20 protein-coding genes and 2 pseudogenes are annotated in these 24,139 nt (G+C 50.0%); 9 read left to right on the forward strand and 13 right to left on the reverse strand.

What is annotated here, in order from left to right; genetic code table 11:
* Positions 1-32: 32 nt before the first annotated feature.
* Both AFL22_RS22745 and AFL22_RS24600 read right to left on the reverse strand, forming a co-directional pair.
* Entirely contained in the window at positions 33-1,466 is a 1,434-nt protein-coding gene (locus tag AFL22_RS22745) for a DNA cytosine methyltransferase (RefSeq protein ID WP_052272231.1), read from the reverse strand.
* Between the two features lie 257 nt (positions 1,467-1,723).
* The gene (locus tag AFL22_RS24600) at positions 1,724-1,891 is read right to left on the reverse strand and encodes a hypothetical protein (RefSeq protein ID WP_241773210.1); all 168 of its coding nucleotides are present in this window, start codon (positions 1,889-1,891) and stop codon (positions 1,724-1,726) included.
* A 507-nt stretch (positions 1,892-2,398) separates the two neighbouring features.
* Between AFL22_RS24600 and AFL22_RS22755 the strand changes: the two genes are divergently transcribed.
* From AFL22_RS22755 to AFL22_RS22765, 3 genes are all read left to right on the forward strand, one after another.
* Positions 2,399-3,292 (forward strand): RepB family plasmid replication initiator protein, encoded by an 894-nt coding sequence (locus AFL22_RS22755; RefSeq protein WP_052272233.1) that lies wholly within the window; start codon positions 2,399-2,401, stop codon positions 3,290-3,292.
* 370 nt (positions 3,293-3,662) lie between these two features.
* A complete protein-coding gene (locus AFL22_RS22760) occupies positions 3,663-4,037 on the forward strand; it encodes a hypothetical protein (protein ID WP_064691438.1) in 375 nt (124 codons plus the stop codon).
* A 413-nt stretch (positions 4,038-4,450) separates the two neighbouring features.
* Positions 4,451-5,386, forward strand: a complete 936-nt coding sequence (locus AFL22_RS22765) for an Rpn family recombination-promoting nuclease/putative transposase (RefSeq protein ID WP_052272235.1) — start codon at positions 4,451-4,453, stop codon at positions 5,384-5,386.
* A gap of 58 nt (positions 5,387-5,444) precedes the next feature.
* Here the strand turns inward: AFL22_RS22765 and AFL22_RS22770 are convergent, their stop codons facing one another.
* On the reverse strand, positions 5,445-6,047 hold the full coding sequence (locus AFL22_RS22770; RefSeq protein WP_052272236.1) for a DUF2913 family protein: 603 nt from the start codon (positions 6,045-6,047) through the stop codon (positions 5,445-5,447).
* A gap of 714 nt (positions 6,048-6,761) precedes the next feature.
* On the opposite strand from AFL22_RS22770, the gene AFL22_RS22775 reads away from it, so the two are divergent.
* Complete coding sequence (locus AFL22_RS22775) at positions 6,762-7,499, forward strand: metallophosphoesterase (protein WP_052272237.1); 738 nt, start codon at positions 6,762-6,764, stop codon at positions 7,497-7,499.
* A 109-nt stretch (positions 7,500-7,608) separates the two neighbouring features.
* On the opposite strand, the gene AFL22_RS22780 is transcribed toward AFL22_RS22775, so the two are convergent.
* The 7 genes and pseudogenes from AFL22_RS22780 to AFL22_RS24605 all read right to left on the reverse strand — a co-directional run.
* Positions 7,609-8,736 (reverse strand): MFS transporter, encoded by a 1,128-nt coding sequence (locus tag AFL22_RS22780; RefSeq protein WP_072124013.1) that lies wholly within the window; start codon positions 8,734-8,736, stop codon positions 7,609-7,611.
* 100 nt (positions 8,737-8,836) lie between these two features.
* Complete coding sequence (locus AFL22_RS23870) at positions 8,837-10,432, reverse strand: GNAT family N-acetyltransferase (RefSeq protein WP_082239245.1); 1,596 nt, start codon at positions 10,430-10,432, stop codon at positions 8,837-8,839.
* A 996-nt stretch (positions 10,433-11,428) separates the two neighbouring features.
* Positions 11,429-12,364 (reverse strand): plasmid replication initiator RepA, encoded by a 936-nt coding sequence (gene repA, locus AFL22_RS22795; RefSeq protein ID WP_052272240.1) that lies wholly within the window; start codon positions 12,362-12,364, stop codon positions 11,429-11,431.
* Between the two features lie 691 nt (positions 12,365-13,055).
* Positions 13,056-13,853: a thioredoxin domain-containing protein gene (locus tag AFL22_RS22800; protein ID WP_052272241.1), complete on the reverse strand. Its 798-nt coding sequence runs from the start codon at positions 13,851-13,853 to the stop codon at positions 13,056-13,058.
* A gap of 69 nt (positions 13,854-13,922) precedes the next feature.
* A complete protein-coding gene (locus AFL22_RS22805) occupies positions 13,923-16,223 on the reverse strand; it encodes a conjugative transfer relaxase/helicase TraI domain-containing protein (RefSeq protein ID WP_277814013.1) in 2,301 nt (766 codons plus the stop codon).
* Positions 16,197-16,622 (reverse strand): annotated as a pseudogene (locus AFL22_RS24695) (DNA methyltransferase); the annotation flags it as partial. The gene AFL22_RS22805 and the pseudogene AFL22_RS24695, both read right to left, overlap by 27 nt.
* Positions 16,623-17,270: 648 nt before the next feature.
* Positions 17,271-17,505 (reverse strand): annotated as a pseudogene (locus AFL22_RS24605) (heavy metal translocating P-type ATPase); the annotation flags it as partial.
* 68 nt (positions 17,506-17,573) lie between these two features.
* Here AFL22_RS24605 and AFL22_RS22810 point away from each other — a divergent pair.
* The 3 genes from AFL22_RS22810 to AFL22_RS22820 all read left to right on the forward strand — a co-directional run bounded on the left by AFL22_RS22810 (position 17,574) and on the right by AFL22_RS22820 (position 19,696).
* Positions 17,574-17,939, forward strand: coding sequence for a metalloregulator ArsR/SmtB family transcription factor (locus AFL22_RS22810; protein ID WP_052272243.1), 366 nt, complete (start codon positions 17,574-17,576; stop codon positions 17,937-17,939).
* A 49-nt stretch (positions 17,940-17,988) separates the two neighbouring features.
* Positions 17,989-18,969: an arsenic resistance protein gene (locus tag AFL22_RS22815; protein WP_052272244.1), complete on the forward strand. Its 981-nt coding sequence runs from the start codon at positions 17,989-17,991 to the stop codon at positions 18,967-18,969.
* A 253-nt stretch (positions 18,970-19,222) separates the two neighbouring features.
* Entirely contained in the window at positions 19,223-19,696 is a 474-nt protein-coding gene (locus tag AFL22_RS22820; RefSeq protein ID WP_052272245.1) for an NUDIX domain-containing protein, read from the forward strand.
* Positions 19,697-19,887: 191 nt separating this feature from the next.
* On the opposite strand, the gene AFL22_RS22825 is transcribed toward AFL22_RS22820, so the two are convergent.
* The gene (locus AFL22_RS22825) at positions 19,888-20,367 is read right to left on the reverse strand and encodes an OsmC family protein (RefSeq protein ID WP_033768219.1); all 480 of its coding nucleotides are present in this window, start codon (positions 20,365-20,367) and stop codon (positions 19,888-19,890) included.
* 169 nt (positions 20,368-20,536) lie between these two features.
* On the opposite strand from AFL22_RS22825, the gene AFL22_RS22830 reads away from it, so the two are divergent.
* Entirely contained in the window at positions 20,537-21,196 is a 660-nt protein-coding gene (locus AFL22_RS22830) for a GntR family transcriptional regulator (protein WP_033768217.1), read from the forward strand.
* A gap of 89 nt (positions 21,197-21,285) precedes the next feature.
* Here the strand turns inward: AFL22_RS22830 and umuC are convergent, their stop codons facing one another.
* Complete coding sequence (umuC, locus tag AFL22_RS22835) at positions 21,286-22,548, reverse strand: translesion error-prone DNA polymerase V subunit UmuC (protein WP_052272246.1); 1,263 nt, start codon at positions 22,546-22,548, stop codon at positions 21,286-21,288.
* Positions 22,549-22,550: 2 nt separating this feature from the next.
* On the reverse strand, positions 22,551-22,928 hold the full coding sequence (locus AFL22_RS22840; RefSeq protein WP_052272247.1) for a phage repressor protein: 378 nt from the start codon (positions 22,926-22,928) through the stop codon (positions 22,551-22,553).
* Between the two features lie 138 nt (positions 22,929-23,066).
* On the opposite strand from AFL22_RS22840, the gene AFL22_RS22845 reads away from it, so the two are divergent.
* Positions 23,067-23,747 carry an SOS response-associated peptidase family protein gene (locus AFL22_RS22845; protein ID WP_052272248.1) on the forward strand — a complete coding sequence of 227 codons (681 nt, stop codon included), beginning with the start codon at positions 23,067-23,069 and terminating at the stop codon, positions 23,745-23,747.
* Positions 23,748-24,139 lie beyond the last annotated feature (392 nt).

Genomic DNA, 24,139 nt, shown 5'->3' on the forward strand with positions numbered 1-24,139 from the left:
AAACTACCGGCATATGTTGCCGGTAGTTTCACTCAGGCCTGTTCAGCCTTATCAGCCTCGACAGAAACTGCTTTCAGAATATAAGGTTCCAGCAGTCTGGCAACGGCTTCAAATACCGGCACCACAACAGAGTTACCGAACTGCCGGTATGACTGCGTGTCAGAAACCGGAATACGGAAGGGTTTGCCATCTGGCTTTTCAAAGCCCATCAGGCGTGCGCACTCTCGGGGGGTCAGCCTGCGCGGACGACGCACCTGGTTTTCTTCGTTCACAAAGTCTGTTTCACCCATAGCCATATCCCAGCCGCGGTCTATCAGAATTTCAGATCCGTCTTTGTGATAACGGGCAGAAAGTGTGCGGGCAACGCTTTCCTTGTTTTCAGGATTAACGAGGCCAAAACCGAAGCCGTTTCCTTTAGCCGCATGCTTTTTGGCGTAGTTATAAAGATACTCCCAGAGTTTCGGCGTCAGGATATATTTACTATCAACCACAGGTTCCAGCAGCTCGCCAAATGACGGGCGTTGTGCTGGGTAAAAACGACTGACGTCGCGCAGGGTAAAGCCCTTGTGAATATTCAAGTCGCGGCGAAAACCGACTAGAACGATACGTTCCCGGTGCTGGGGCAGGAAGTGCTTTCCGTCGATGACTTTGGGATCGCTTTTGCCTGCATCCGCCGCATCCGCAACTTCATAGCCCAGCTCGTCAAGCGTCTCCATGATGACTTTAAATGTTTTTCCCTTGTCATGACTTTTAAGGTTTTTGACGTTTTCCAGCACAAAAATGGCCGGCTTTTTGGCCCGAATAATACGCGCCACATCAAAGAAAAGTGTTCCCTGCGCCTCACATTCAAAACCATGCGCACGACCAAGCGAGTTTTTCTTGCTCACGCCAGCAAGGCTGAACGGCTGGCAGGGAAAGCCTGCCAGAAGCACATCATGATCCGGCACGTGCTCATCAATGTAGGCATAGGCATCGGTTTCTGACACTTCAGGGTTGTCACTGAGTGTGACTTCCCGGATATCGAGATTGAATTTGTGCGCCTGCTCGTCATTAAACCAGTTGGCTTTATACGTGCGCACCGCCTCTTTATTCCACTCGCTGGTAAAAACGCATTGGCCACCAATAGCCTCAAAACCTTTTCGTATACCACCAATGCCGGCAAACAGATCAATGAACCGGAAGGCATAGTCCGGGTGATGTGTTGGCGCTTCCGGCAGCATTTTTCGCAGAAGCATCTCTTCGGCTGACGTCAGCGACTTAGGTGAACACTTACCATTAATCCAGCGATTAAGAGTTTCGCGAGTCCACTCGTTTTTGCCGACTTTCCTGAGTAACTCGGCCACGTACTTCTGATCATAGATTTCCAGCACCTGCTTAATCAGCTTTTTATCATTTTCCTGCCGTAGCTTTTCATCTACCTCTGCTTTCTCTAGTAGATCCTGCGCCAGCAATTCAAATTCAGACATAATGCCTCCAAATGGGTCTTATGGGTGAAAATGTATCACTCATTTGACCCAGAGGGAAAGATTAATCTGGATATTTAAACAGTGTCTGCTAATGATTGTTGCTATCTCTTAAAATTACTTTTTAGTGAGACTTGGAGCTGGAAGCTGAACACGGTCTCGCAGGACGCATAGAAATTATTGGCGTCAGCAAGTGCAAACACGCTTTGTCTCCGGCTTATTAGAGCTTATACGCACCATAGTGTATCTGAGGAAGTTATTCAGTCACTAAGTGGATGAGTGAAACCGAGACCGGCGATATCGGTCAGCGCATAGGCCACAACACCCCATACCGGCAGCTCCTGACTTTCGTCCAGAAGGGTAATGGTCTCATCGCCTTTAAGCTCCTGAAGAGCCGGAACAGGGTTTATAAGCAGTCTGCGAAGCACAAGCTCTCCATCAACTTCAGCCACTATGATGTGCCTGTGCTGAGGTGTAAGTGTACGATCAATTGCGAGAACTGAATCCATGCATAATGCCAGCTTCAGGGTAATTGCTGTCGCTTCTAACAAGGAACGTTGAATGAGGTGATAACGAGACTAAGTCGCCCAGGCTGAGCCGCTGTTCTGCAAAGTTTTGTGCAGGATTCTGAAATGCCATTGCAGCTCCAATGTGCAGATATTCAAAGGGATAGAGGTTTTTTATCCACATATCCATTCGATAGATCAATTCTTTTAGATCATATATAGATCAAGTAGAGATCAATAGAGATCACCGACACTGTAAACGACTGTTAAATATAAAAAAAACACCATTATTGGCGGTCACTTTCATAAGAATTGCGGTCACTTTCATAATAAAGGCGTTTACTTTCATAACCTAGGCGGTTACTTTCATAACCTCAAAGCGGTCACTTTCATAAAGCTGGCTAATATTTGCTCATATGGTGTGGATAAATGGATAACAATCAGGAAAACAATGAGATAGAGAGTCCTTTTTGCATAGTTAAAAAAGATACAAACACAAGTTATGAACTGACCCCTAACAGTAATAAGTCAGTTCAGCCTGTTGCTTTGCTTCGTCTCAGCGTATTCACTCCTGTAGCACCAAAAGAGAAGGGTAAGCGCGACTTTCTGATTGATGCTTCTGAAGAACTATCCAGTCTGGAAGTTGCAAGGCAGGAAGGTTACACCGATATAAAAATACAGGGGGCAAAGCTAAGCATGTCCACTGATTTTAAAACATGGATTGGTGTCATTTCTGCCTTTTCAAAGTATGGTTATAGCAGCGAAAAAATCACGCTGCCTTTCTCTGAATTCGCTCGAATGTGCGGCCTCAAACCCACTGATATCAACGGACGAGCCCGCGCACGCTTGCATGATTCTCTTTTTAATCTTTCTAGTGTAACGCTCTCTTTTCGTAGTAAAAATTCAAAAAAATCTCTTGTTACCCATCTCGTTCAACGAGCAGTTCTTGACTATGAAACCGACCAGGTTGAAATTGTCGGCGACAGTAGTCTGTGGGAACTTTATCGTTACGATCATAAGGTATTACTCGGTTTAAAAGCGCTTTCAGAACTGGCACGGAAAGAGGCGGCGCAGTCACTCTATGTTTATCTGGAAAGCATGCCAGCAGGTCCCTTGTACATATCAATGAAACGCTTTCGTGAGCGCCTGGCGCTTGAATCGCAGATTAAAGATCAGAACGCCATAATCAGGCGTGCACTACGTGATCTGGTAAGGATAGGCTACCTCGATTTTACCGAGTACAAAAAAGGTCGGGAAATCATGTTTGTTATCAATAGCCGCTCCCCAAAACTTCAGGCGATCGGACGAGCAGTTAAGAATTAGCGGTTACTTTCATAAGGCAGGCTCCATAAGGTAGGGCGCTTTCATAAGACAGGCCTGTTAGGTAGGGTGCTTTCATAAAAAAGGTGTCGAGAAAGCTCTAAAGCGGTTCAATAGTTATGAAACTAACCGCCTTTTCAGTCCCTCTTATGAAAGTAACCGCCATAATCAGATTCTCCATCATTGTTCTTATGAAAGTAACCGCTTTGAGGTCAGGAAAAGACCTCACAAATGGTCAACAGCGACTCGAATTATGAAAGTGACCGCCTTCTCGTTAAGGACACGTTCACAATGGTCTTACAGGCTAACGGCTGCAGCTAAATTAGTTCATGAAGATAGGCTGAGGCCTGGCTGTCAACGGAATATCCAAACCATGACGAAAACAGTTCATATCTATTCGACAGGCAGCTGCAATGGGCAGACTCGTGAAGGATTCGCGCGTGTACTGATAGAGCGCGATAATGAGAAAAGGCCACTGATGTTTCATTATCACGACACAACTTCAAAACGCAGTTTGATGCAGGGACTTATCGATGGTGCCTTGCAGTTGGATGAACCCTGCCACGTAGTGCTTGTCACTTCATCAAGACTTGCTCTTGAGAAAGCTGCAGTAGGTGAAGGACCTAATCGCGATCTTATCTACGAACTGTATCGCGTTCTTACTTCTAAAGGCTGTACGTATACATTCAACTTCCGCGAAGGGCAGGGGAAAGTGCTAAACAAATATATCCTTGCAGCCGGACGTTAACCTATGTATCGACTGCTCTGCAGGATCGTCAGCCGGCCAAAATCATTACTCGCTATCAATAGGTCGTTCCTGAATGGCAATCCCCGTCGTCCCCTAGAGAATACAAACCCTTTTTGCCGACGATGGCAGGTGCGTGAAATGTAACTTATGTTAAATGATGACGGAAATAGCCACATCGGTTCCCTGCCGTATTGACGGTGTTTTATGATTCCATCACTCATCGGGCTATGCGAAGTGCGACGAAGAATGATTATGCTTCGATTATTAGAGATCGTACGATGAAGCAGTATATCCGAAAAAATTAAAAATAATCCGAACGGCTACCTGCAGTTATTGCAGATCTGTTCGCCATCAATACAGACGATTTTCTGCCTGTGGTAACATACAGCGGTTATTTTTCAGAGCCGGGACTGATGAAGAAGAAGAAGAAAAACCGCACACCTACTCCTCACGATGCCACGTTCCGGCAGTTTCTTACCCACCCGGATGTCGCCCGTGATTTCATGGAACTCCACTTACCCGCAGAGCTGCGTGCTATCTGTGACCTCAGTACGCTAAAGCTGGAATCCGGCTCGTTTGTCGAGGATGACCTGAGGCAGTACTATAGCGACGTGCTCTACAGTCTGAAAACCACAGCCGGTGAGGGTTATGTCCACGTGCTCATCGAGCACCAGTCTTCACCCGATAAACACATGGCTTTTCGCCTCATGCGTTATGCGGTGGCTGCCATGCAGCGCCACCTTGAGGCGGGCCATAAGAAGTTGCCACTGGTGATACCCGTGCTGTTCTATACGGGTAAACGCAGCCCGTATCCTTACTCCACCCGGTGGCTGAATGAGTTTGATGATCCGGCGCTGGCAGGCAAACTGTACAGCAGCGCTTTCCCGCTGGTTGACGTTACCGTCATTCCTGATGATGAAATCGCCGGCCATCGCAGCATGGCCGCCCTGACCCTGCTGCAGAAACATATTCATCAGCGGGACCTGGCAGAACTGACTGACCGGCTGGCGCCCATTCTGCTGGCCGGCTATCTGTCTTCATCACAGGTGATATCGCTGGTACACTACATTGTACAGGCAGGCGAAACAGCCGACGCCGAAGGCTTTGTACGCGAACTGGCACAGCGTGTGCCGCAACACGGAGACGCACTTATGACCATCGCACAACAGCTCGAACAGAAGGGCATCCAGAAGGGTATCCAGAAGGGTATCCAGTTAGGCAGGCAGGAAGGCCGGAATGAAGGCAAGCTGGAAGTTGCCCGTACCATGCTGCAGAACGGTCTTGACCGTAATACCGTCATGAAAATGACCGGACTGACTGAAGACGACCTGGCGCAGATCCGCCACTGACTTATTAGCGGCCTCTCCGGCCGCACTGCTGCTCCGCCAGGTACATCCGCCCTGGGTCTTACTGCCCCATCGTCAGTTCATATTTTTCTGCCGTCAGCACATAAAGCCCGGAAGGCCCATCAATAGCTATCTGCCATCCACAGCGGTTAAGAAGCGTTTCCAGCCCCTGCACGCGCCCTGTCAGTCGCGCCATCACCGGTGCGACCTGCTGGCCGTCATCGTCAAATGCAGCATCCATGCTGCTCCGGGACAGATAAATTCCGTTTACGCCAGCGTTCAGAACAGCGGCATGCCTTCCTGACCACTCCCGGTCGCTGAACAGCTGGTAAGCCCAGCACATATCTTTCGCCATCTCCAGGGCATATGTCAGACGGAACAGATCATTCTGCCGGGACAGCTCGCCTGTGCAGGAACGCCAGAGATAGTCGAGCTTGCCGGCAAGCTTTGCGGCAACGCCATACTGGCGCCCCTGCGTTAGCAGCCACTCAATGTCGGGCGCCACCTCACGGGAAAAGCGACGCTGCTTCAGGGCGGTTGCAAGCCAGCGTGTCAGAAAGAGATTTTCCTGAGCAGCAGAGCAAACGGTACCGTCCTGACGTGCTAATGCAAGGGCTGCCAGAGCGCACCAGGCCAGATGACCAGATTTATGTGTCAGCGTCACTGTAGTCTGTCCTCCTAATAAATCATGTACGGAAAATTTACTTAATAATTGGTAGAACAATAAATATTGTGCTCTGTATGCCGCTTAGCGGCATGGAGGCGCCAGATGATGTCAGAGCAGGATATTGGTCATACGGCGCCGTACGCCCGGCGTAGGCGGTTACGGACTGATATGTAACGCGACCAAACCTCATTCTTGTATCTAACATTATGTGGTTATTAGCTACCATCACACGAAGCAGAGTGAGCCAGTCCCCTCCCTGCGGACGATTTAATTATCGATCCCGTCTGGCAGCTTATGCCCCCCTTTTTCACTTTTCACGCCAGCACATTTTGTTGAACGGTTACTGGGTGCCCGACTCCGTATATACAAGGCTAACAGGCGAGACGGCCATTGTGAGAGGAGAATTGCGATGTTTCCTGTAGGCATAGACGTAAGTAAAGACACTCTTGATCTCTGCATACTGTATTACGTCATAAAAGAACGAATACGGGGAAAAAGATAAAAAATGACCGCAGCGCGGTAGCCAGTATATTCCGCTGGCTGCTCCTGCAGCACAGCGGACACGGTGACTTTGACCTGGTTATGGAGGCGACGGGTGTTTACCACGAACGCCTTGCTTTGTCGCTGCATGAGGCCGGGTCATACGTTTCGCTGGCCAACCCAGGTCTGATTCTGAAATGACTGCTGGCATCGGCTCTTAGTGAGGTATTCATGCTGATAGCACAGATAACAGATATCCACGCCGCTCCCGATAATGATCATCTTCAGCGCTTCGGGCAGGCGCTGTCGTGGCTTGAACAGGTGGGGCCGGACATAATGGTTCTGAGTGGTGACCTGACAGACGGGGGCTGGGATGAGGGATACGAACAGATAGCTGCGCAGCTGGAAAAACAGGCTTACCCCTCCCTGCTGCTGCCCGGTAATTCAGACGATCGAAGCTATATGCGACAAACGTGGGGTAATGAGCGCTGGTTGCCTGACTCACCGGGAGAGTTGCTGCACTTCAGTTATAACGCGGGCGTAATAAGCCTGGCGGGCGTGGACTCAACCGTCAGCGGACAGAGCTATGGATCACTTTCGGGACGTATGGGATGGCTGGAAAAGCAACTTGGCGAGGCTGATGGTGCTCCGGTTCTGCTGTTTCTTCACCATCACGTTTTCCCTTCCGGCATACCCACTCTTGATGAAACGATGTGCAGGGGACTGAATGAGTTTGAAGACCTGATAAGAAGATATCCTGACAGGATACTGGCTGTTTCTTCAGGACATGTCCACCGACCTGTTGCTGGCAACTTTGCGGGGATCCCGGCAAATATCTGTGGTTCGGTCTGTCCAGCCAATCCATTATGGTTCGGGTCAGCGAGTGTCCCGCCAGTCAGAGAAAACCCCATGCTGATGATTCACCGGTATGATCAGGGGAAAATCAGCAGTCACCATGTCTGTACCTGATTATTTATCCTCTGAGATAAGAAAGCGTTTTGCCTGACGCTTTCATCTTTATCTTTATATTCTTCTGTCTAAAGGGCAGGGAAAAAATTAATTAGGCTCTACATAAATCTCATCTGCCACCTCTAAAATATAAGAAAAACAGAGGGGTGATTATTAAAAAAGCAGGAATTATGAATAACCAATCGTACGTTTGTAGTAAGAAACCAAAAGGTGCAATCATGACAAACATCACTATCTTATTTACTGTAGCAATAGTAGACAATGTGACAGATCGCAGACTGCTTTCAGTATGCGACACCATCCTGGCATAAGAAATAATTTGAACAAAATTGATATAAAAGAAGATAATACAGAGGAAAAACGCTGACATGTAGATATTGTTAAAATAAAGAGAAGACACTGATGAAATTATAACCAAAAGGAAGAATATAAAATGAAATCTAGCATTAGAAGATGAAGGTAGAGTCTCTGTCACAAAGCCCGTTGCGGACTGTGCAAGCATAATTAAAAAGAAAACGATACCGAGAATTATAGCCTGACCGTCTTCCGGTAGATCTTGTCCTGCTATAACCTGCCAGTATTGAATGAGAGACTGGAGGAAGAATGAAGATATAATGACGGTTAATAACGTTAACAATCCTGTACGACCTGCGAAAACCTGCCGGATACTATTACATAGCATGGTGAAGGAAAAAAACTTTGATTTTTCCTCACTTTTAAATTGACGATCGGAAGGTAAGAAGGCTGACATTAAAAAAATCATAAACATTAATAAAGCTGATATAAATATAGAAGACTTCCCTATATAAAAATAAGCAGTCGCTCCTATAAGAGATGTCACCCCCATAAACATAAACTGATATTTATAATATAAGGAAAATATTTTTTGGGAAGAGATATTATTGTTCTCATTTTTACTATGATCATAAAGATAACTATCAAATGTACCACTCATCATTCCCAAAGATAAGGCGTTGAAGAGTTCGGCCAGCATGAAAAACCAAAAATTATCTGCCACTGCCATAGTAAGCAGCCATGCAGAAGAGAAAAGTATACTGACGCTGATTGAAAACTTTCTGCTATAGCGGTCAGAAAAATAAGAAAGGGGTATATCCAAAAAGACGATAATGATTCCCTGAAATGTCTTTAGCAGGCCTACCTGGCTAACGGAAAGACCATTCTGGAGCATATATATAACAGAATATGCACCAATCAACATCCTTACACCGGAGTACATTATGCCAGTGAATCTGACGGCTGCACTGCTTTTAAGCACAATTATTCTCCCTACATAATCAGAAAAACTAACGCTACCATCCGGTAGCGTTATCGTTCATTCAAGGTACAATATTTTCACCATTAACGCGTGGAAGCAACTGGAAATCCTGAATATCATTTTCTCTTGTTACCCACATTAAAAATCTTTCAATCCCCATCCCAAAGCCTGCGGTTCTTACTGGATATTCCTCTTTCATTCTGATGTACCACTCATAATCATCAGGTGCAACCTGATGTTCTTCGAGTGCTTTTCTCACCCCGGCGCCATCACTATGACGTTCACCTGCTCCCACCACCTCGCCAATACCAAATAATAAATCTGCATTCAGTGCAGAATGTGGTTTGTTGGGATCCCTGCATTGATAGAATGGAACACTCAGAATGTCATAGTTAGTTACCCATACAAACCCACCAAAATGTTCTATGAGACGCCGTTCTCCCGCATGAGTTAAATTCCTGAATTCACCTACGTCTTCAATGTAGCTAGTGTAATTATCAGGGGATAGCTGTTTAAGTAGGTCATCAGCTTCATCTAATGTTATTTTTATGAAAGGAGTATTCTTCTCCGCAAGAGAAATTAAATGAGAAATGTCACCTAACTTTTCATTCAATAAGTCACCATGTCGAAGCAATATATGTCTTGCGAGATGAACAAGATAATCTTCAACAAGTACTATCACATCATTTATCGTACCCGGTATTTCAGCTTCACTATGGTAAAACTGAGAGAGGTGGCGTTTATCGTTATCTTCACCACGGAAAGATGGCATAATGTACCATGCACCATTTCCGAATAATCTTGTACCGTATTCAAGCATAAACTGCATTGAGTCGGCGAGATAAACATCCTGCTCAAACATTTTTACTTTAACCGGAAGCGAGTCACTGCCTTTACCCATCGGGCTGGAAATAGATCCAGTTGTAATAGGCAGATGAAGTGTTTTTATTTTTCGCAGATTGTAAAAATCAAAAGTAGCAAAAGATAGTGTATTCTGAAGTTCCGCCAACAATTGATACCATGGCTTACCCAGCACTTTCAGATAATGGTTGCGCGTATCTTTCCAGGTTTGATCTGTTCTGAAACGGCTCGTTTCTTTTACCTTTGGCTCTTTTAGCAATCCATACTGGACTACATCAGTTAGTTCACCATCTTTGTTTTTTGTATAACCACGTGCAACACCTTCAAGTTTGAAACCGAGTTTAGTGAGCAGTTTTTCAGATGCGTGATTATCTGGCTGATGATTCGCAGAGATGCGTTTGAAATTAAGCACATTAAAAGCATGACTTATGACAAGTCCGGCCGCCCGCGTTCCTACTCCAGTTCTCCATACCTTCTGTGACAAAGCGATGCCGAGTTCGGCGCTTTCTCTGAAATTATCGACATGACTTAGGGTCACAGAGCCCACAACCTCTCCTGAATTGCGAAGTTCTAATGCCCAGAGATAGAATTCTTTATTACTGTAATTCTCAACCCATTCACTTACTATTGCATTAGTTTCATTAATATCTTTATGTGCTTTCCAGGTAAGATACTTCGCTACTTCAGGATCAGATGCCCAATTCTCGTAGACCTTGGCTGAATCATTTTTTGTAAAAGGCCTTAAGATAATATCTTTAGAATCAATTAATAAAGTACCTTTGTGGTTAATTCCCATGTAATGACTCCTTCCGTAATCACTCAGTGAGCCTCCGTTATACCAATTATGACATTTTTGCTAAAAGCAGAATAACTGTTAAGAATATGAGATATTTTCAAATGCCGGTGTTTGATGATAATCCAATTCAGCTTCTTTTTTTAAAGGCCAGCGAGCAGTGCGCAGCTGGCCTTATGAATGACGCGCTAGCGCCATGGAGGCGCCAGATGATGTCAGAGCAGGGTACAGTGGTCAGACGGCGCCGTACGCCCGGCGCAGCCGGTTACGGCCTGATATATGGCGCTACCCAACCCCTTCCTGCTAAGCCAGACGGCCTCAAAGCGATGATTACGGTTATCTAATCCCAGAGCCCCGGTGAGCGGGCTGTACGGCGCAGAGCGACGTACAGCGCGTGATTTCCGGGGTCTTAGGTTTACTGTTCACTATGAACAGTAAAGCTTAGAGGATTAGTTACACCATCCATTACAGCCACGCCTGTTCCGGCCCTCTGGGCCGGGGCGGGGCGGCCTGTTAATGGGCACTCGGAGTTTCAGGACGGCTCGGGTTCTGGTTAAGAGGGGCTGGAGGTTTCAGGCCTGCTCTAAAGTGCCCTTATATCGTGATTATGAGTGTTGTAACTAATGAGTTCTCACCATGCCCGCCGCAGGCGGGAGCTACTTCAGATTCTGAGCGGCGCGGTCGCTAGCGGCCGCTGCAAGCGAAGGCCTTTTTTATTCTCAGAATGGCCGGATTGAAAACCTTATTTTCTTTTTGGTTATTTCTTTACTGACCGAAGGTCAGGAACGTCTTGCGGGTAACCTCAGACTCACTTGCAGGTAAGGTCAATTTTCCAATTGCGGGTAAATGTGAGTAAAAAAAGACAGCCCTCGAAAAAGCTGTATTTATGTCAGTTGCGGGGTTGGAATGGCGTGGCTGCGGGGAGAAAAACAGTGCGTCAGTTACGCGGCACAAACGACTTTACCGCCAGTCAAGGCGGTTAAAATCGTGCGCGAAACGTCAGTGAACGACGTCGGGGGGGACAGGCTCGTAGCCGAGGCCCAGCTCCAGCTGGTTTAGATGCTGCCACACCAGGCGATCAAAACTGTCTGCATCGAGGTTGATCAGTTCGTGGTTCGGCCGTGTGCGAATGAGCCAGCTGGCCATCGTGCTGCGCCGTTCATCGAGGGGAAGCTTGCCCAGCTTATTGCGCCTTTTCCCCCGTACTGCCTTCTCGCGCCGACTCAGCAGCGTCGCTATACGGGCTTTTTCATACCAGCGCCGACGGGCGGCCCTGACGGAGTCACGCGTACCGGGTTCGAGAATACCTTCCTCTTCAGCCTCGATGCGCTGATTTCGCTGCAGAAGCAGCTTATCCATGTTAACGCCGCACAGCTGCCAGAAACGTTCCGTGAGAATGATATGCCGGGGCATCCAGTACTGTTCAATCGGATCCCATTCCAGATCAGGCATTTCGATAAGACCAAATCGGACAAGCTCCGGGAACAGACGAGACAGCCGGCAGGGTTCTACCCGGGTTTTGGGGATAACATTGCCTTCAGTGTCTTTCGGGCTGAGCTCGCTGGCCAGCCGGCTGACATTGACGGTCACAACCCAGGTGGCCATGTCGGCACGCTGGACAAGCAGAGGGAATAACGCATCGATGAGCGCACGCCGTTCCGGACGGAAATGCCGATCGCGACCTGCAGCTTTACGGTACTGCGTGAAGTAAGGATGAAGTGACGGCCGGAAACGCAGCTTCCATTTACCGCTGCTCTTCTCTTTGACGACTAGACGACGCATGGCGTGGCCAAACTCACCCGGAAGCGGGCGATAGTCATCAGGCGCGAACCACCGGGGTTCAGGGCATTTGCAGGTGACATCATGATCGCCGCGGCGACGTCTGTCATTTTCTGAAGTCGGGCTGTTTATCCCGATTAAAATGCGGTCATTCACCCTGTCCCAAACTTATGGCGGGCAGGGGTTGTCTTATGAATAGCATGCGTTATAATCCTTTACAGGCGCTGCGCCTGCTTTTGGACCCCCTGATTCTGATTCTTCCGCCAAGTTGATCTCAGATTCGGGGGGTTTTTGCATTCAGAGTACGGTAAACCGTAGACTCTATACCCTGGACGTTTTAACGGATACGTCCTATCCGGTTAATTTATTCCCGTGCCGCGCATGACCGGCCACAGGTTTACTGCAAATCCTCATCGTCAACCACCACAGTATTCGATAAGGATCTAAAAAGGATCGCCGCCCGGCGAATTCTGAAAAGAATACCCATCTCACCCGTTTAAATCCAGCACAGTTTGCGCATAGCTCGAATCGTATGGATAAAAAAAGTTCACTAATAAACTTTATTTTGAACGTCTTCGCATCTGCGGTATGACTTAATCCAAATTACGCGTCTGGCGGGACGGTGTAACCCGGAGGAATTTCTGGGAGATGTATTTCCTGATTTTCAGTAGCAGGCTGTGCTGCAATCATGAATTATCGCTTAATAATACGATGGGCAGGGCGATCAGGCTGAGGCGTACCGCAGCATCGCGAGGAACGAACAGCCTGAGCGGCGTGGCCGTCATGGGGTAGAGCTTTTGACAGACTGGCAGTTGCTGACTGGTTCTTTTTCACCCGGACCAGGGTTTTATCCCTTCGCTGCCCTGGCAATGGCCTGCTGCATAACCTGTTCGCTGACCACGCCCGGGATAACCGTGGTGTTATCCTGTGTGGCGTTTTCAGCAGGCATCACGATAATGCCCGGCGTTCCCGTAAGGCCCAGCATTTCAGCCAGATCAGCATTGTTCTCAATAATCTGGTCGGAGGCAGCATTACTATCGTCGGAAGCGTTACCTGCACCGGCAGCAACGGCGGCTTTCTCAATATCTTCTGCCGTCAGTTTCCCTTCGTTATGCCCGGTCTGGTAAATGCCGTTGTGAAACGCCATGTACGTATCTGCGCCGTGTTTGCTGTAAATGCTAAGGCCGCGGCGTGATGCCTGCTCTGATTCCGGATAACGGGCGGCAAAAATGGTCCAGTCCCGGAATGCAAAGCGCACACCGGTGTTTGCAGCCATCACCTTTTCCATCACCGGCGCCATCATGCTGCAGGCAATACATTCATAGTCAAAGAACTCAGTCACGATGACCTTTGAGTCAGCCGGTCCTTTGACGGGCACGCCATCGAGTTGCATCAGCAGCCGATGTGTTTTCAGCGCTGACTGCACGTAAGTCTGTTGCTGCAGGGCCTGCTGCCGGGCCTGCTGCTTTTTGCTTACATCAATGAGCACGTCCGGATGCGCGACCAGATAGTCCGCCGCAATCTCGCCGATACGGGCCTGCTGCTCCGGGGTAAAGGTTTCTGTGCCAGCGGCACCGGACTGTACGGAAAACAACGAAGTGCTAATAGCCAGCACAAAGGTGGCCATCTTAGGGGTCTGTTTCATGATTTATCTCATATGCCTGCGCGGAGCAGACTGAAGGTGAGGCGGTCGTGAATACGGCCGCGCTGATCTTTAACGTTCTTTCTGTATGTGACGGGTTATCTCTGGGGCAGGTAACTCCCTATCAGGCTCGCGTCCCCGTGCTTCCGGTGGAAGGCTGACTTGGGCCTGCTGCTCAAGTTCGCGCGCGGCACTGGCCAGAGCCGCTGAAGAGATTTCCGGCTGAACAGTTTTAACCGCAGGTCGCGAACGGTTAATTTCTTCCTGAACCTGGCGGACCACGGCTGCCGGTGTCTCGCCGTTGCTGCCTGCTGTCGCGGCCTGCCTGACACTGTCAGGTATACCGCTGACTGACAGTGCACCAAGCACGGCGCGAACGGCGACATCAGCTGAGACATCCGGAGTATCCGCCAGTGTCCGGGCAGCCTGCCTGACGAGCGCGCTGTAGTCAGTCTGCGACTCGCCCGGTAGGCGGGGCAGCTTCTGCTCCACAAGCTCTGCCACACGTGCTGCAAGCTGCACGGCCAGCGTAACCTTATTGATTCCGTCCCGGCCTGGTGGCACTGGCGGCAGGCTGATTTTTTCCTTCATATTGCCGATGCTGACTGATTTTATTGCACTACGCAGCGTAGCCTGCTCATCCTGCTCTTTCTCTGTCTGTGGCAGAACGGCAAGTATTTCCTGCAGCTCAGCTTTCACCTGACTCAGAAGTGTGGCGTCCGGACGGCGCAGCTCTTCCAGATTACCACCTGCCACCTTCAACAGTTGTGCGGATGGCATCTGACGGCCGTGCACGATCAACACACCCGCCTCCGGCTTTTCGCGCGCAGCGGCAAATCCCTGCTTGAGATCGCTGACGAGCAGGATCTCGCCGCTGCGGCTTTTCTGCAGCATGGCGGCCTGTGCATTCTCTGTTGCCAGCTGACGGGACTGGCCTGGATTAATCATTCCCTTTTCATGGTGCAGCGGGAACAGAGTCAGACCGGCAGCTTTGCCATTACCGTCATAAGCCGGAAGTGCCAGGTGCGGCTCTGGATATTTCCGTGTCGGCGGGATGATGCGTGCCGTCACCGGTGCCCCGCCCAGCCCATTGCCGTTCAGAAAGGCACGCCCAATGGCGGTCTTCATCAGTGGCTGACCCATAGCCCAGATGGCGCGGGCCTGCTTGCGCTCAGTTTCTGGCGACAGTGCATCGTGGGCAGTCTTGAAGCCCTTTTCTTCCTGAGTTAACGCTTTTTTCCAAACCTTTATATTATCGGTGTATACCTGCACATGCTCCTTTGCCCTTGACACGCTGATGTAAAACGCCCGCATCCCGCTAATCATACTCCGCGGACCTGTGGCACTTTCTAGCGCGATAACAAAGCGGCTGCTCGCCCCCTGAGCACCATGACCGGTAACTGCCCACGCGTAGTCAATGTGCTGATCCGCCAGAGTATTGCCGGGAGAAATCACCTTCTCACCTGATGTACCTTTCAGTACGACGTCTCCATTGTTATGGAGCGCCGCCACCAGGTACTGTTCATGCGCCGCATGGCCTGCCTGTCGCTGAGTTTTAGTCATGCGGATGCTGTCACCGGTACGCAGTTCGAGCGTCTGTTGCCAGAAAACCTCGATTTCAGTCGCGTTAAGCTCGGCGGGCGAGTAGTAGCGCATCCGCCCATCCTCGTCCCGCAGCAGCACGTTCTTCGTGTCGCGGTCCAGGCCTGTGACTTTCAGGTAACGATCGCCGCTCAGCACCACATGGCCGACCTTCCAGGCATCAAACCTGTTAAAATCGTGACGTCCGCTGGTAACACGTTCAAGCACCGGCACCAGAACCGCCTTTCCGCCCAGCTCATTAGCCTCCGTCATCGCCAAATGAATACCCGCGTTCAGTGCCCGGCGGTCGTCATTCAGTGACGTTACGATAAGCGTCTGTGCACGTGCAGACGGTGTGCGGCTCATGTAGTCGGCCACGATTGCGTCATGGATACGGGGCGCCCGCCTGCCGTCGGGGCCGGGCAGCTCGTTGCCGTTTTCATCCTTTGGCGGCGGAGGAACTTCTATAACTGAACGTTGCGGTGCCTGGCTTTCGGCCCGACGCGACACTACGGCAGGGGAAACGCGGTCAATTTTCTCCAGCGCCGCGGCGGCTTTATTCTCAATAACGCTGTACACCGCGCCGCGCAGGTCGTCGCTGAGCTGGCGCTTGATTTCCTTCATCACCGCGACATCAATCGGGCTGCGCTCCTGCAGCAGGCGGAAGGGAGCACCGCTCTCCGGTGATTCGAGCTGGGCGACGTCGCCCACCATGACCGCACGGCCATTGCCCGCCGCGATGGCGCGCAGGGCCTCCGCCGTGTCCTGGTTACCCGTGTACTGCCAGGGCATCACATCAGGTAAGGGCTTCGCCGGCAGCGGCGGGCGCCCTTTGGCCAGCAGGTAGGCGCTTTCATGCTGATACCCGACAAATGCCGATTTCGATGCATAGGTTTTGGTGAACACAAGGTGCCCGACAACGCGGAAGCCCGCCGCTTTCCATGCCTGCATGAAGACGTCCACACGGTTCCAGCCGTAGAAACTCACCGCCAGGCTGTTGTTTTTGAGCACGCGGAACATTTCACGGCTGGCCGGCAACACCCACTCGTCGCTCACGTCGTTAGCGATTGAACGGCCGGACCGGTCCTTAAAGCCGACGAGGTACGGGGGATCTGTCAGAATGAAGTCGATGCTGTTATCCGGAAAGCCGGCCATGATCTCTACACTGTCGCCACGCATGAATCGGGACATAGTTATGCTCCTAAGTGTCGGGGGGCACCCCTGTGGTGCCGTGACCACCACAAAGACGGGCGTAAAGCGGAGCAGGCAGGGGCGGACGCGCAAGCCGCACGCGCCGCCGGAGCGGACTGAATGTCCCGCGCACGGCGGGGAACGGGTGAGCAGGACGGCGAAGCTTACCTTGACTGCGCAGCGGCCCGGCTAAAGTGAGGGCACGGCACTTTATCTCTGCCGGTTTCCGGCCGCAGGACGGGAACCGGCAAAAGGACGGGAACCGGCAAAAGGACGGGAACCGGCAAAAGGACGGGAACCGGCAAAAGGAGCGGAGCGAAGCGACTCCCTTATCCCTTACTGAAGAGATGCCGCCGGTCGGGGCGGCATCGGATTAAAATATCAGGGTCGGTAATCTTCCCACCGGCAGTCGCTACCGCCGCAGATGACGGGTGCATCCGGCGAACCGCTCACCGGAAGCCGCACGCGCCGCCCGAGCGGACTGAATGTCGCGCGCACGGCGGGGAACGGGTGAGCAGTTGTGTTTGATGTCAACTTGGGAGGGGGGTTTAAAAGTCGTGCAGTGGTTGCAGGTGATGAACGTCCGCTATGAGCGAGGAGCGGACGCTGTCCGACAGACCTGATGTGCAACTGAGCCGGTTACTTACGCTACAGGCGCAGCACGTTTACTACCACGAGCAGACTTGCAACCACGTCCGCGAATACGGCCATTCATATGGGGCCATTCCGGTAATTTTCAGGACCAGAAGCACTGCCTTGCCCCAGTTGCCAAAGCGATGTTCTGAACCAGAACGCTATAAGTATGTCTGGAGAGCCGGACAAAGGCTGCGATTTTGCCTAAGTCATCCTCCATTACGGCCATTTAGGCAGTCTCAATGGCGGTAACTGCTGGTAAAAATATTCGAAATAAAATACCCTTCATTTCACATATTCATGAAATGAAGAATTGTAATGGAGCAAACCAGAGCACTTATAGCTTTCTCAGCGCTGGCACATGAATCTCGACTCAGAATAGTGAGAATGCTTGTTGTGGCGGGAGCAGATGGTATGTCCGCAGGCGACATTGCTGCTGCCCTTGACGCCTCATCCCCCTCTAGGGTGTCTTTTCATCTTAAAGAGCTTGAGCACGCCGGACTTATCGCCAGCCGCCGCGAAGGCAAATCGATTATTTACAGCGCCTGCTGGGCGAGCCTGGCCGATTTAGTGGCTTTCCTGATGCATGACTGCTGTCAGGGGCATTGCCGCTATTGCGATCAGGCCATCGAATTATTTTCTAAATGTACCGGTATGCCAACAGGGTCTGAAAACAATGCCTGAACATCGCTTTTTTACAGTCACATCAAATCAAAATAAAAGGATTTAACCTATGCAAACAGTAAATAAAGCAGCAGCGATTAGGGACTGGCTGGAACATGGTCAGGTTGCCATTTACTTCTTCGCTGTGGCTGCCGGATGCTTTTCGGCATTTATTCTTTCAGGCACAGCCTCTCTGGAAAGTGCTATCAATCCCGCGCTCGCTCTGATGCTCTATGTTACCTTTCTTCAGGTTCCTGTGGCTGAACTTGGAACTGCGTTTACGAGAGTGCGTTTCATTCTGCCTCTTTTGCTGACTAATTTCCTGTTGGTACCGCTTCTTGTTGCTGTGCTGGTCAGTTTTCTTCCGAATAATCCGATGCTTATTCTCGGCGTACTTTTGGTCCTGCTTACCCCCTGTATTGATTACGTAGTGACGTTTTCGCAGCTTGGCCGTGCGGATGCCCGTCTTTTACTGGCTTCTACACCGGTATTGCTTATCGTGCAGATCCTGTTGCTTCCGATCTATCTGCGTTTATTTCTTGGAGAAAATGCATCCGAACTGGTGCAACCCACGCCGTTTATTCATGCATTTATCTGGCTTATTGCTATTCCCCTGCTGCTTGCTGCGTTAACACAGTTTGTGGCCCGGAAAAGCCATTTAGCGCAAAAAATAACCGAGGGTCTTGGTCTGCTGCCCGTTCCGGCGACTGCAGCAGTTCTTTTCATCGTTGTAGCCGCCATGCTGCCGCAGCTGGGACAGGCATGGGCTGTTGCTGTACAGGCGGTGCCTGTCTATGTGGCTTTTGCTGCGCTAGCGCCTTTATGCGGATGGGGTATGGCTAAGATTTTTCTTCTGGAATCAAAAGCCGCGAGAGCAATAGCTTTTAGCGGTGCAACACGGAACTCACTGGTGATACTACCGCTTGCTCTGGCGGTGCCTGGAGCCGTGCCAGTTCTGCCCGCGGTCATCGTCGCCCAGACCATGGTTGAATTGCTTAGCGAATTAATATATGTACGTTTGATTCCAAAGCTAGGGCGTAACTACCCCTAAAAGAATCTGGACTGAATAAGTTTACCTGAACCTTCTCTGTTCTTATGACTGAGCCTTTTCGAAAGGCTCAGTCAGAATGTCCGCTTCTGGCACAAAGCGGACTAACGCAAGACATATGTCTGCTATGAGCGAAAAGCGGACGTTGAGTGAGATTAAAGCTGTAAGAAATTACAGACCTATAGGGCGATTCAGGCTGCAATTTATGTTTATATAAATATTGAGAATCAGTATTTAAGCTTTTTAAGGGGGATATATGCGCATTAGACCATCATCTCGATTGATCATTCTTTCGCCTGAAAATCATGTCCTGCTCTTTAGGTTCTGTCATAAAGATGATGCTCTAAGGGGAAAAACATACTGGGCAACTCCGGGAGGAGGGCTTGAAAAAAATGAATCTTTCGAGCAGGCCGCTATACGCGAATTATTTGAAGAAACGGGATTGAAAGAAACATTAACAGGACCAGCAGTAGCGTCCCGAACCTTCACAATGATGCTACCAAGTGGGGAGACAGTACTTGCTGATGAGCGTTTCTTTATGATTAATGCAAATACAGTAGATCTCGATCGTTCAGGATGGAGTAGCAATGAAAAGGAACTCATTCGCGATCATCATTGGTGGACAATAGAAGAGCTCATACACACCAATGAGACAATTTTTCCACGCGACTTAATCATTAACATACTTGAAAACAAGTCGGCCGGATCTTCGACGTTAACTGCGTCATGATATCTTGAACGTCCGCTTCTGGCACGAAGCGGACGCGCGCGTCAGGTCCGCTATGAGCGAGGAGCGGACATCAAGCTGGCACAAAACCTATTAGTCCTTGCCTCGTTAATCACGTTGATTCAGCTACACGCCTCTCAGTGTTGCTGATTCCCTCTTATTGAGCAGGCATAAGCATCACTAAGGAATCGTGTTCAACTGGAAGGTAAATGACTGATGATAAATTCAGGTTCATAAAAAACAGGAAAATTAACTGATCTTGCAATAAAACAGACTTTATGAATTTCATGGTGAATAGCCGTTGCAGCATCGAGATTTATACCGGCCTGAACCGTAATTTTTGGCCTGAGTATGGCTGAAATAAAGCGACCTGCACCCCCTTTTAAAACCTCACCTGTAGCTACCGGTGAGTCTTCATAATCCAGCACAGTGATGCCGGCATCTGAGGCGAGATGCAGATACCACAGCATATGACAGGCAGAAAGAGAGGATATCAGGAGATCTTCAGGGTTCATTTTACCAGGGTCGCCGCCCAGCAGTGGGTCATTTGAGCAATGAATGGTTTCCTTTCCGGTTATGGCGATATCCCATGTCCGCGCATATGACTTATAGCCCGATGTGCCCGTGCCCAAATTCCCTGTCCACGAGATATGTGACGTATAAACATGTTCCATTAATTTGCCGAACCTCTCTAAATGATGAAGCTATACATTCAAAATTGCGAAGCATCGGCCACTTTTCTTGATTCGTAATGAACGATACGGGCATCTGCCTACAAGGTTGTCATAAAAGCTGAGTTTATGGAATAATGGTATACCATTTATTTTATAAAAAGTAGAATCAATGAGCATAGTTTCTCTATCAACCGCTGACATGCTTGCCCAGGAGCTTAGACGTTTAATTAACAACGGTTCATTGCAGGATGGAGATCGGCTGGTTGAAAGGGACCTTGCCAGCCGGTTTTCTGTCAGCCGTATTCCGTTGAGGGAGGCTATACAGCAGCTTCAGCGGGAAGGTTTAGTTGAGGTTTACAGAAACCGTGGAGCGGTAGTAAAAACACTTTCTGTCACCGATGTGGATGAAATTTACCAGCTCCGGGCTTTGATGGAAGGTGAGGCTATTTTTCAAAGTATGCAGTACATCGACTCTGAAACGATTATACGAGCAGAGCTTGTCCATAAACTTCTGGGGTGTACATCGGACCCCGTACAGCAAGGTTTATATAATCGGGAGTTTCATGAATTACTGTACCGAAAGTGTAAAAATCAGCGTCTGCTGAAGATGATAAATGAGTTGCAACAACAAATTGAAAGATATGAGATTTTTCAACTTCGTTTAGTGTCGGATACCCTTAAATTTCAGGTAGAACATGAGCATATTTTAAGCGCCTGTCAGCAGAACGACCCAGCCGGTGCGCGCGAATATACCGTCAAACACATTCTTTCAGCAGGGCTGACTCTGCAATCTTATATTCTTGGCCGTGAAATACCTGCGACATACTGATGCTAAATTAGCGTAAATGTACCGCTGTAACGTCCGCTTCTGGCACATAGCGGACTTTTAGTTAAAGATTCCCCTCAATTACTCTAAAATTATTTTATTCCTGGGATATCTTTTATTCTCGTTGTGTAGCGCGGCGACAGCATTCCGCGCTTCATCTGCCATGAACTGTCGCGATTTCCCTGACCCGCGAACCAGACCTTTCCTTTGCCTGAGCGATTGATGCCGTCCAGCGCGGCCATTAAAGCGTCAGAGTTCGCGCGCGGCTGCTGCTCACTGAACATGTCAAACTGCGCCACGCCTGACTGGTAAAAATCGGCCAGCATGACCCCTGCTTTGGCATACCTGTAGCCTTCCCGCCAGATAGCACTGAGGCCTCGAAGTGCTGATTCGATAATGTCCCGCGTGTCGTTCGTCGGATAGTCGCATATGCGGGAAGCAGTATCCGAATACTGCGGTTCACCACCGTGGCGACCAGTGGCGATCGAGACGCTTATATGGCGGCAGCGCGAATTCTGCTCTCTGAGTTTTTCCGCCGCGCGCGTGGCATACAGCACCACGGCCTGCTGCATTTGCTCCATCTGTGTAACGCGCTGGCCAAAAGAACGGCTGCAGACGATCTGCTGCTTGGGCGGAGGTGCGTCTTCAAGTGCCAGGCAGGATTCTCCGTTTAGTTCACGCGCGGTTCGCTCGACAATAACGTCGAAATTCTTCCGTATCATGCTGACGTTGCTGTCCGCGAGTTGCAGGGCGGTAGTGATTCCCAGCTGGTTCATGCGCAGGCTGATCCGCCGGCCAATCCCCCAGATATCACTGACGTCAGTCAGATGCAGGAGTTTTCGCTGTCGACTTCTGTCTGACAGGTCTACGACGCCATTAGTCTGCGTCCACTTCTTAGATGCATGGTTGGCCAATTTGGCCAGCGTTTTGGTCGGCCCGAACCCCACGCCGATTATCAGCCCGGTTTCCTTCCGGATACGCTCGCGCATCTGCTGCCCGAATGCCTCAAGCGGGATAAGGTTATCAATCCCGGTAACGTCCAGAAATGACTCATCGATGGAATAGACTTCCTGTCCCGCAGCCATCTTGCCCAGTATGGCCATCATGCGTGCAGACATGTCACCGTATAGCTCGTAATTAGAGCTGAACACGTACACACCGTTCTGCCTGAAATAACGCTCATTCTGAAACAGCGGGGCGGCCATTTTAACCCCTAAACGCTTTGCCTCGGCCGATCGTGCGATAACGCATCCGTCGTTGTTCGACACGACGACAATCGGTTTACCACGCAAATCGGGCCTGAATACGGTTTCGCATGAGGCGTAAAAATTGTTGGCATCGGCCAGCGCAAACATTACTAATCTCCTGCCGGTCCGTTAAATCCCACTCCGGCTACATCGGTGAGGGCATAGGCAACCACACCCCACACGGGCAACACATGGCTTACATCAAGCAGCGTAACAGTTTCGTCCGCGTCCAGCGCCTGCAGGGCGGGAACCGGATTGAGCAGCAGCCGCCTCAGCGTCAGTTCTCCCTCGAGCTCGGCAACGATTAACTGACCGTGTGCCGGTGTCAGCGCGCGATCGATGGCCAGCACGGACCCTTTAATAATACCAGCATCTGGACAGTCGCTTTCGCTGCGCATCAGATAGGTAGAGTAAGGGGAAAGATGCACCAGATCGCCCAGACTCAGGCGCGTTTCAGTGTAGTTCTGGGCCGGACTCTGAAAGGCCATGCAAATGCTCCATTCTTTACAGCTTTTCAGCCTTTTAAGGTGAACCTGATAACGACCAGATCTCCGTCGCGTAGGCGCATTTAATACTCGTGATATCAGTATACGTCGCTATCCTTACATCAACAGCAGGAGGTAACCATGTGTGGAAGATTTGCGCAGTACAGCAGCCGTGACGATTATTTTGACTCACTCGGCCTGACACCGGACGAAATCACATTCGATCCGGAACCTCTCGGGCGCTTTAACGTAGCACCAGGCACTAAAGTGTTACTGCTAAACGAACAGGAAGATTCGTTGCGCCTCGATCCGGTATATTGGGGCTACGGACCGGAATGGTGGGATAAGCAGCCACTTATCAACGCGCGCGGTGAGACGGCTGCGAGCGGCCGCATGTTTAAGCCTCTCTGGAATCATGGCCGCGCTATCGTGCCTGCTGACGGCTGGTTCGAATGGCAGAAAGAAGGTGGTGAGAAGCAGCCATTCTTCATCTTTCACAAAAAAAAGGAGCCACTTTTCTTCGCCGCCATCGGCAGGCAGCCGTACGGGCAGGATCACGGCAAAGAGGGCTTCGTGATTGTCACGTCAGCCAGCAATCAGGGCATGGTCGATATACATGACAGGCGGCCGCTGGTGATTACGCCTGATGCTGTTCGTGAATGGCTCAGTGACGAAACGTCTCCAGCGCGTGCAGAAGAAATTGCCCGCGACGCAGCCATTCCGGAAAAAGCATTTACCTGGCATACTGTCAGCAAAAAAGTAGGCAATATTCATAACCAGGGCCACGAGCTTATCGAAATCTCACCGGCAGATAAGGATTAACGCTTTTATAGTTCGCATCTCTCAGCTGGGTATTGTTGCCGGAATAGGTAAGCCGGAAGAGTAACAGGGCTGCATATTTCTTTCCCTGAACGCGCAATTGTAACGCTCGCCGCAGGCCCGGCTGAGGCGTACCGCAGCGCAGCGAGGAACGAACAGCCGTGACGAGGAAGCGTCATTTCACCGATGCCGGTATGGACTGCTTACACACCATACATACATTCCGCATTACTGTTAAAGCAGCCGCGCCACTTAGTGCCGGGCTGACCTTTATAAAATTCCCCATCCTGTCAGACAGATGGCTTCGCTTTTATACATGGCCGCTTCGCTCCCTCTTGCCAGATTAATTCACCTCAATAATACTGTACGTATAAGGGTCTTCCCCTGTTGTAGTG

The organism is Pantoea sp. CFSAN033090, assembly GCF_001264395.1.
Taxonomy (GTDB): domain Bacteria; phylum Pseudomonadota; class Gammaproteobacteria; order Enterobacterales; family Enterobacteriaceae; genus Pantoea; species Pantoea agglomerans.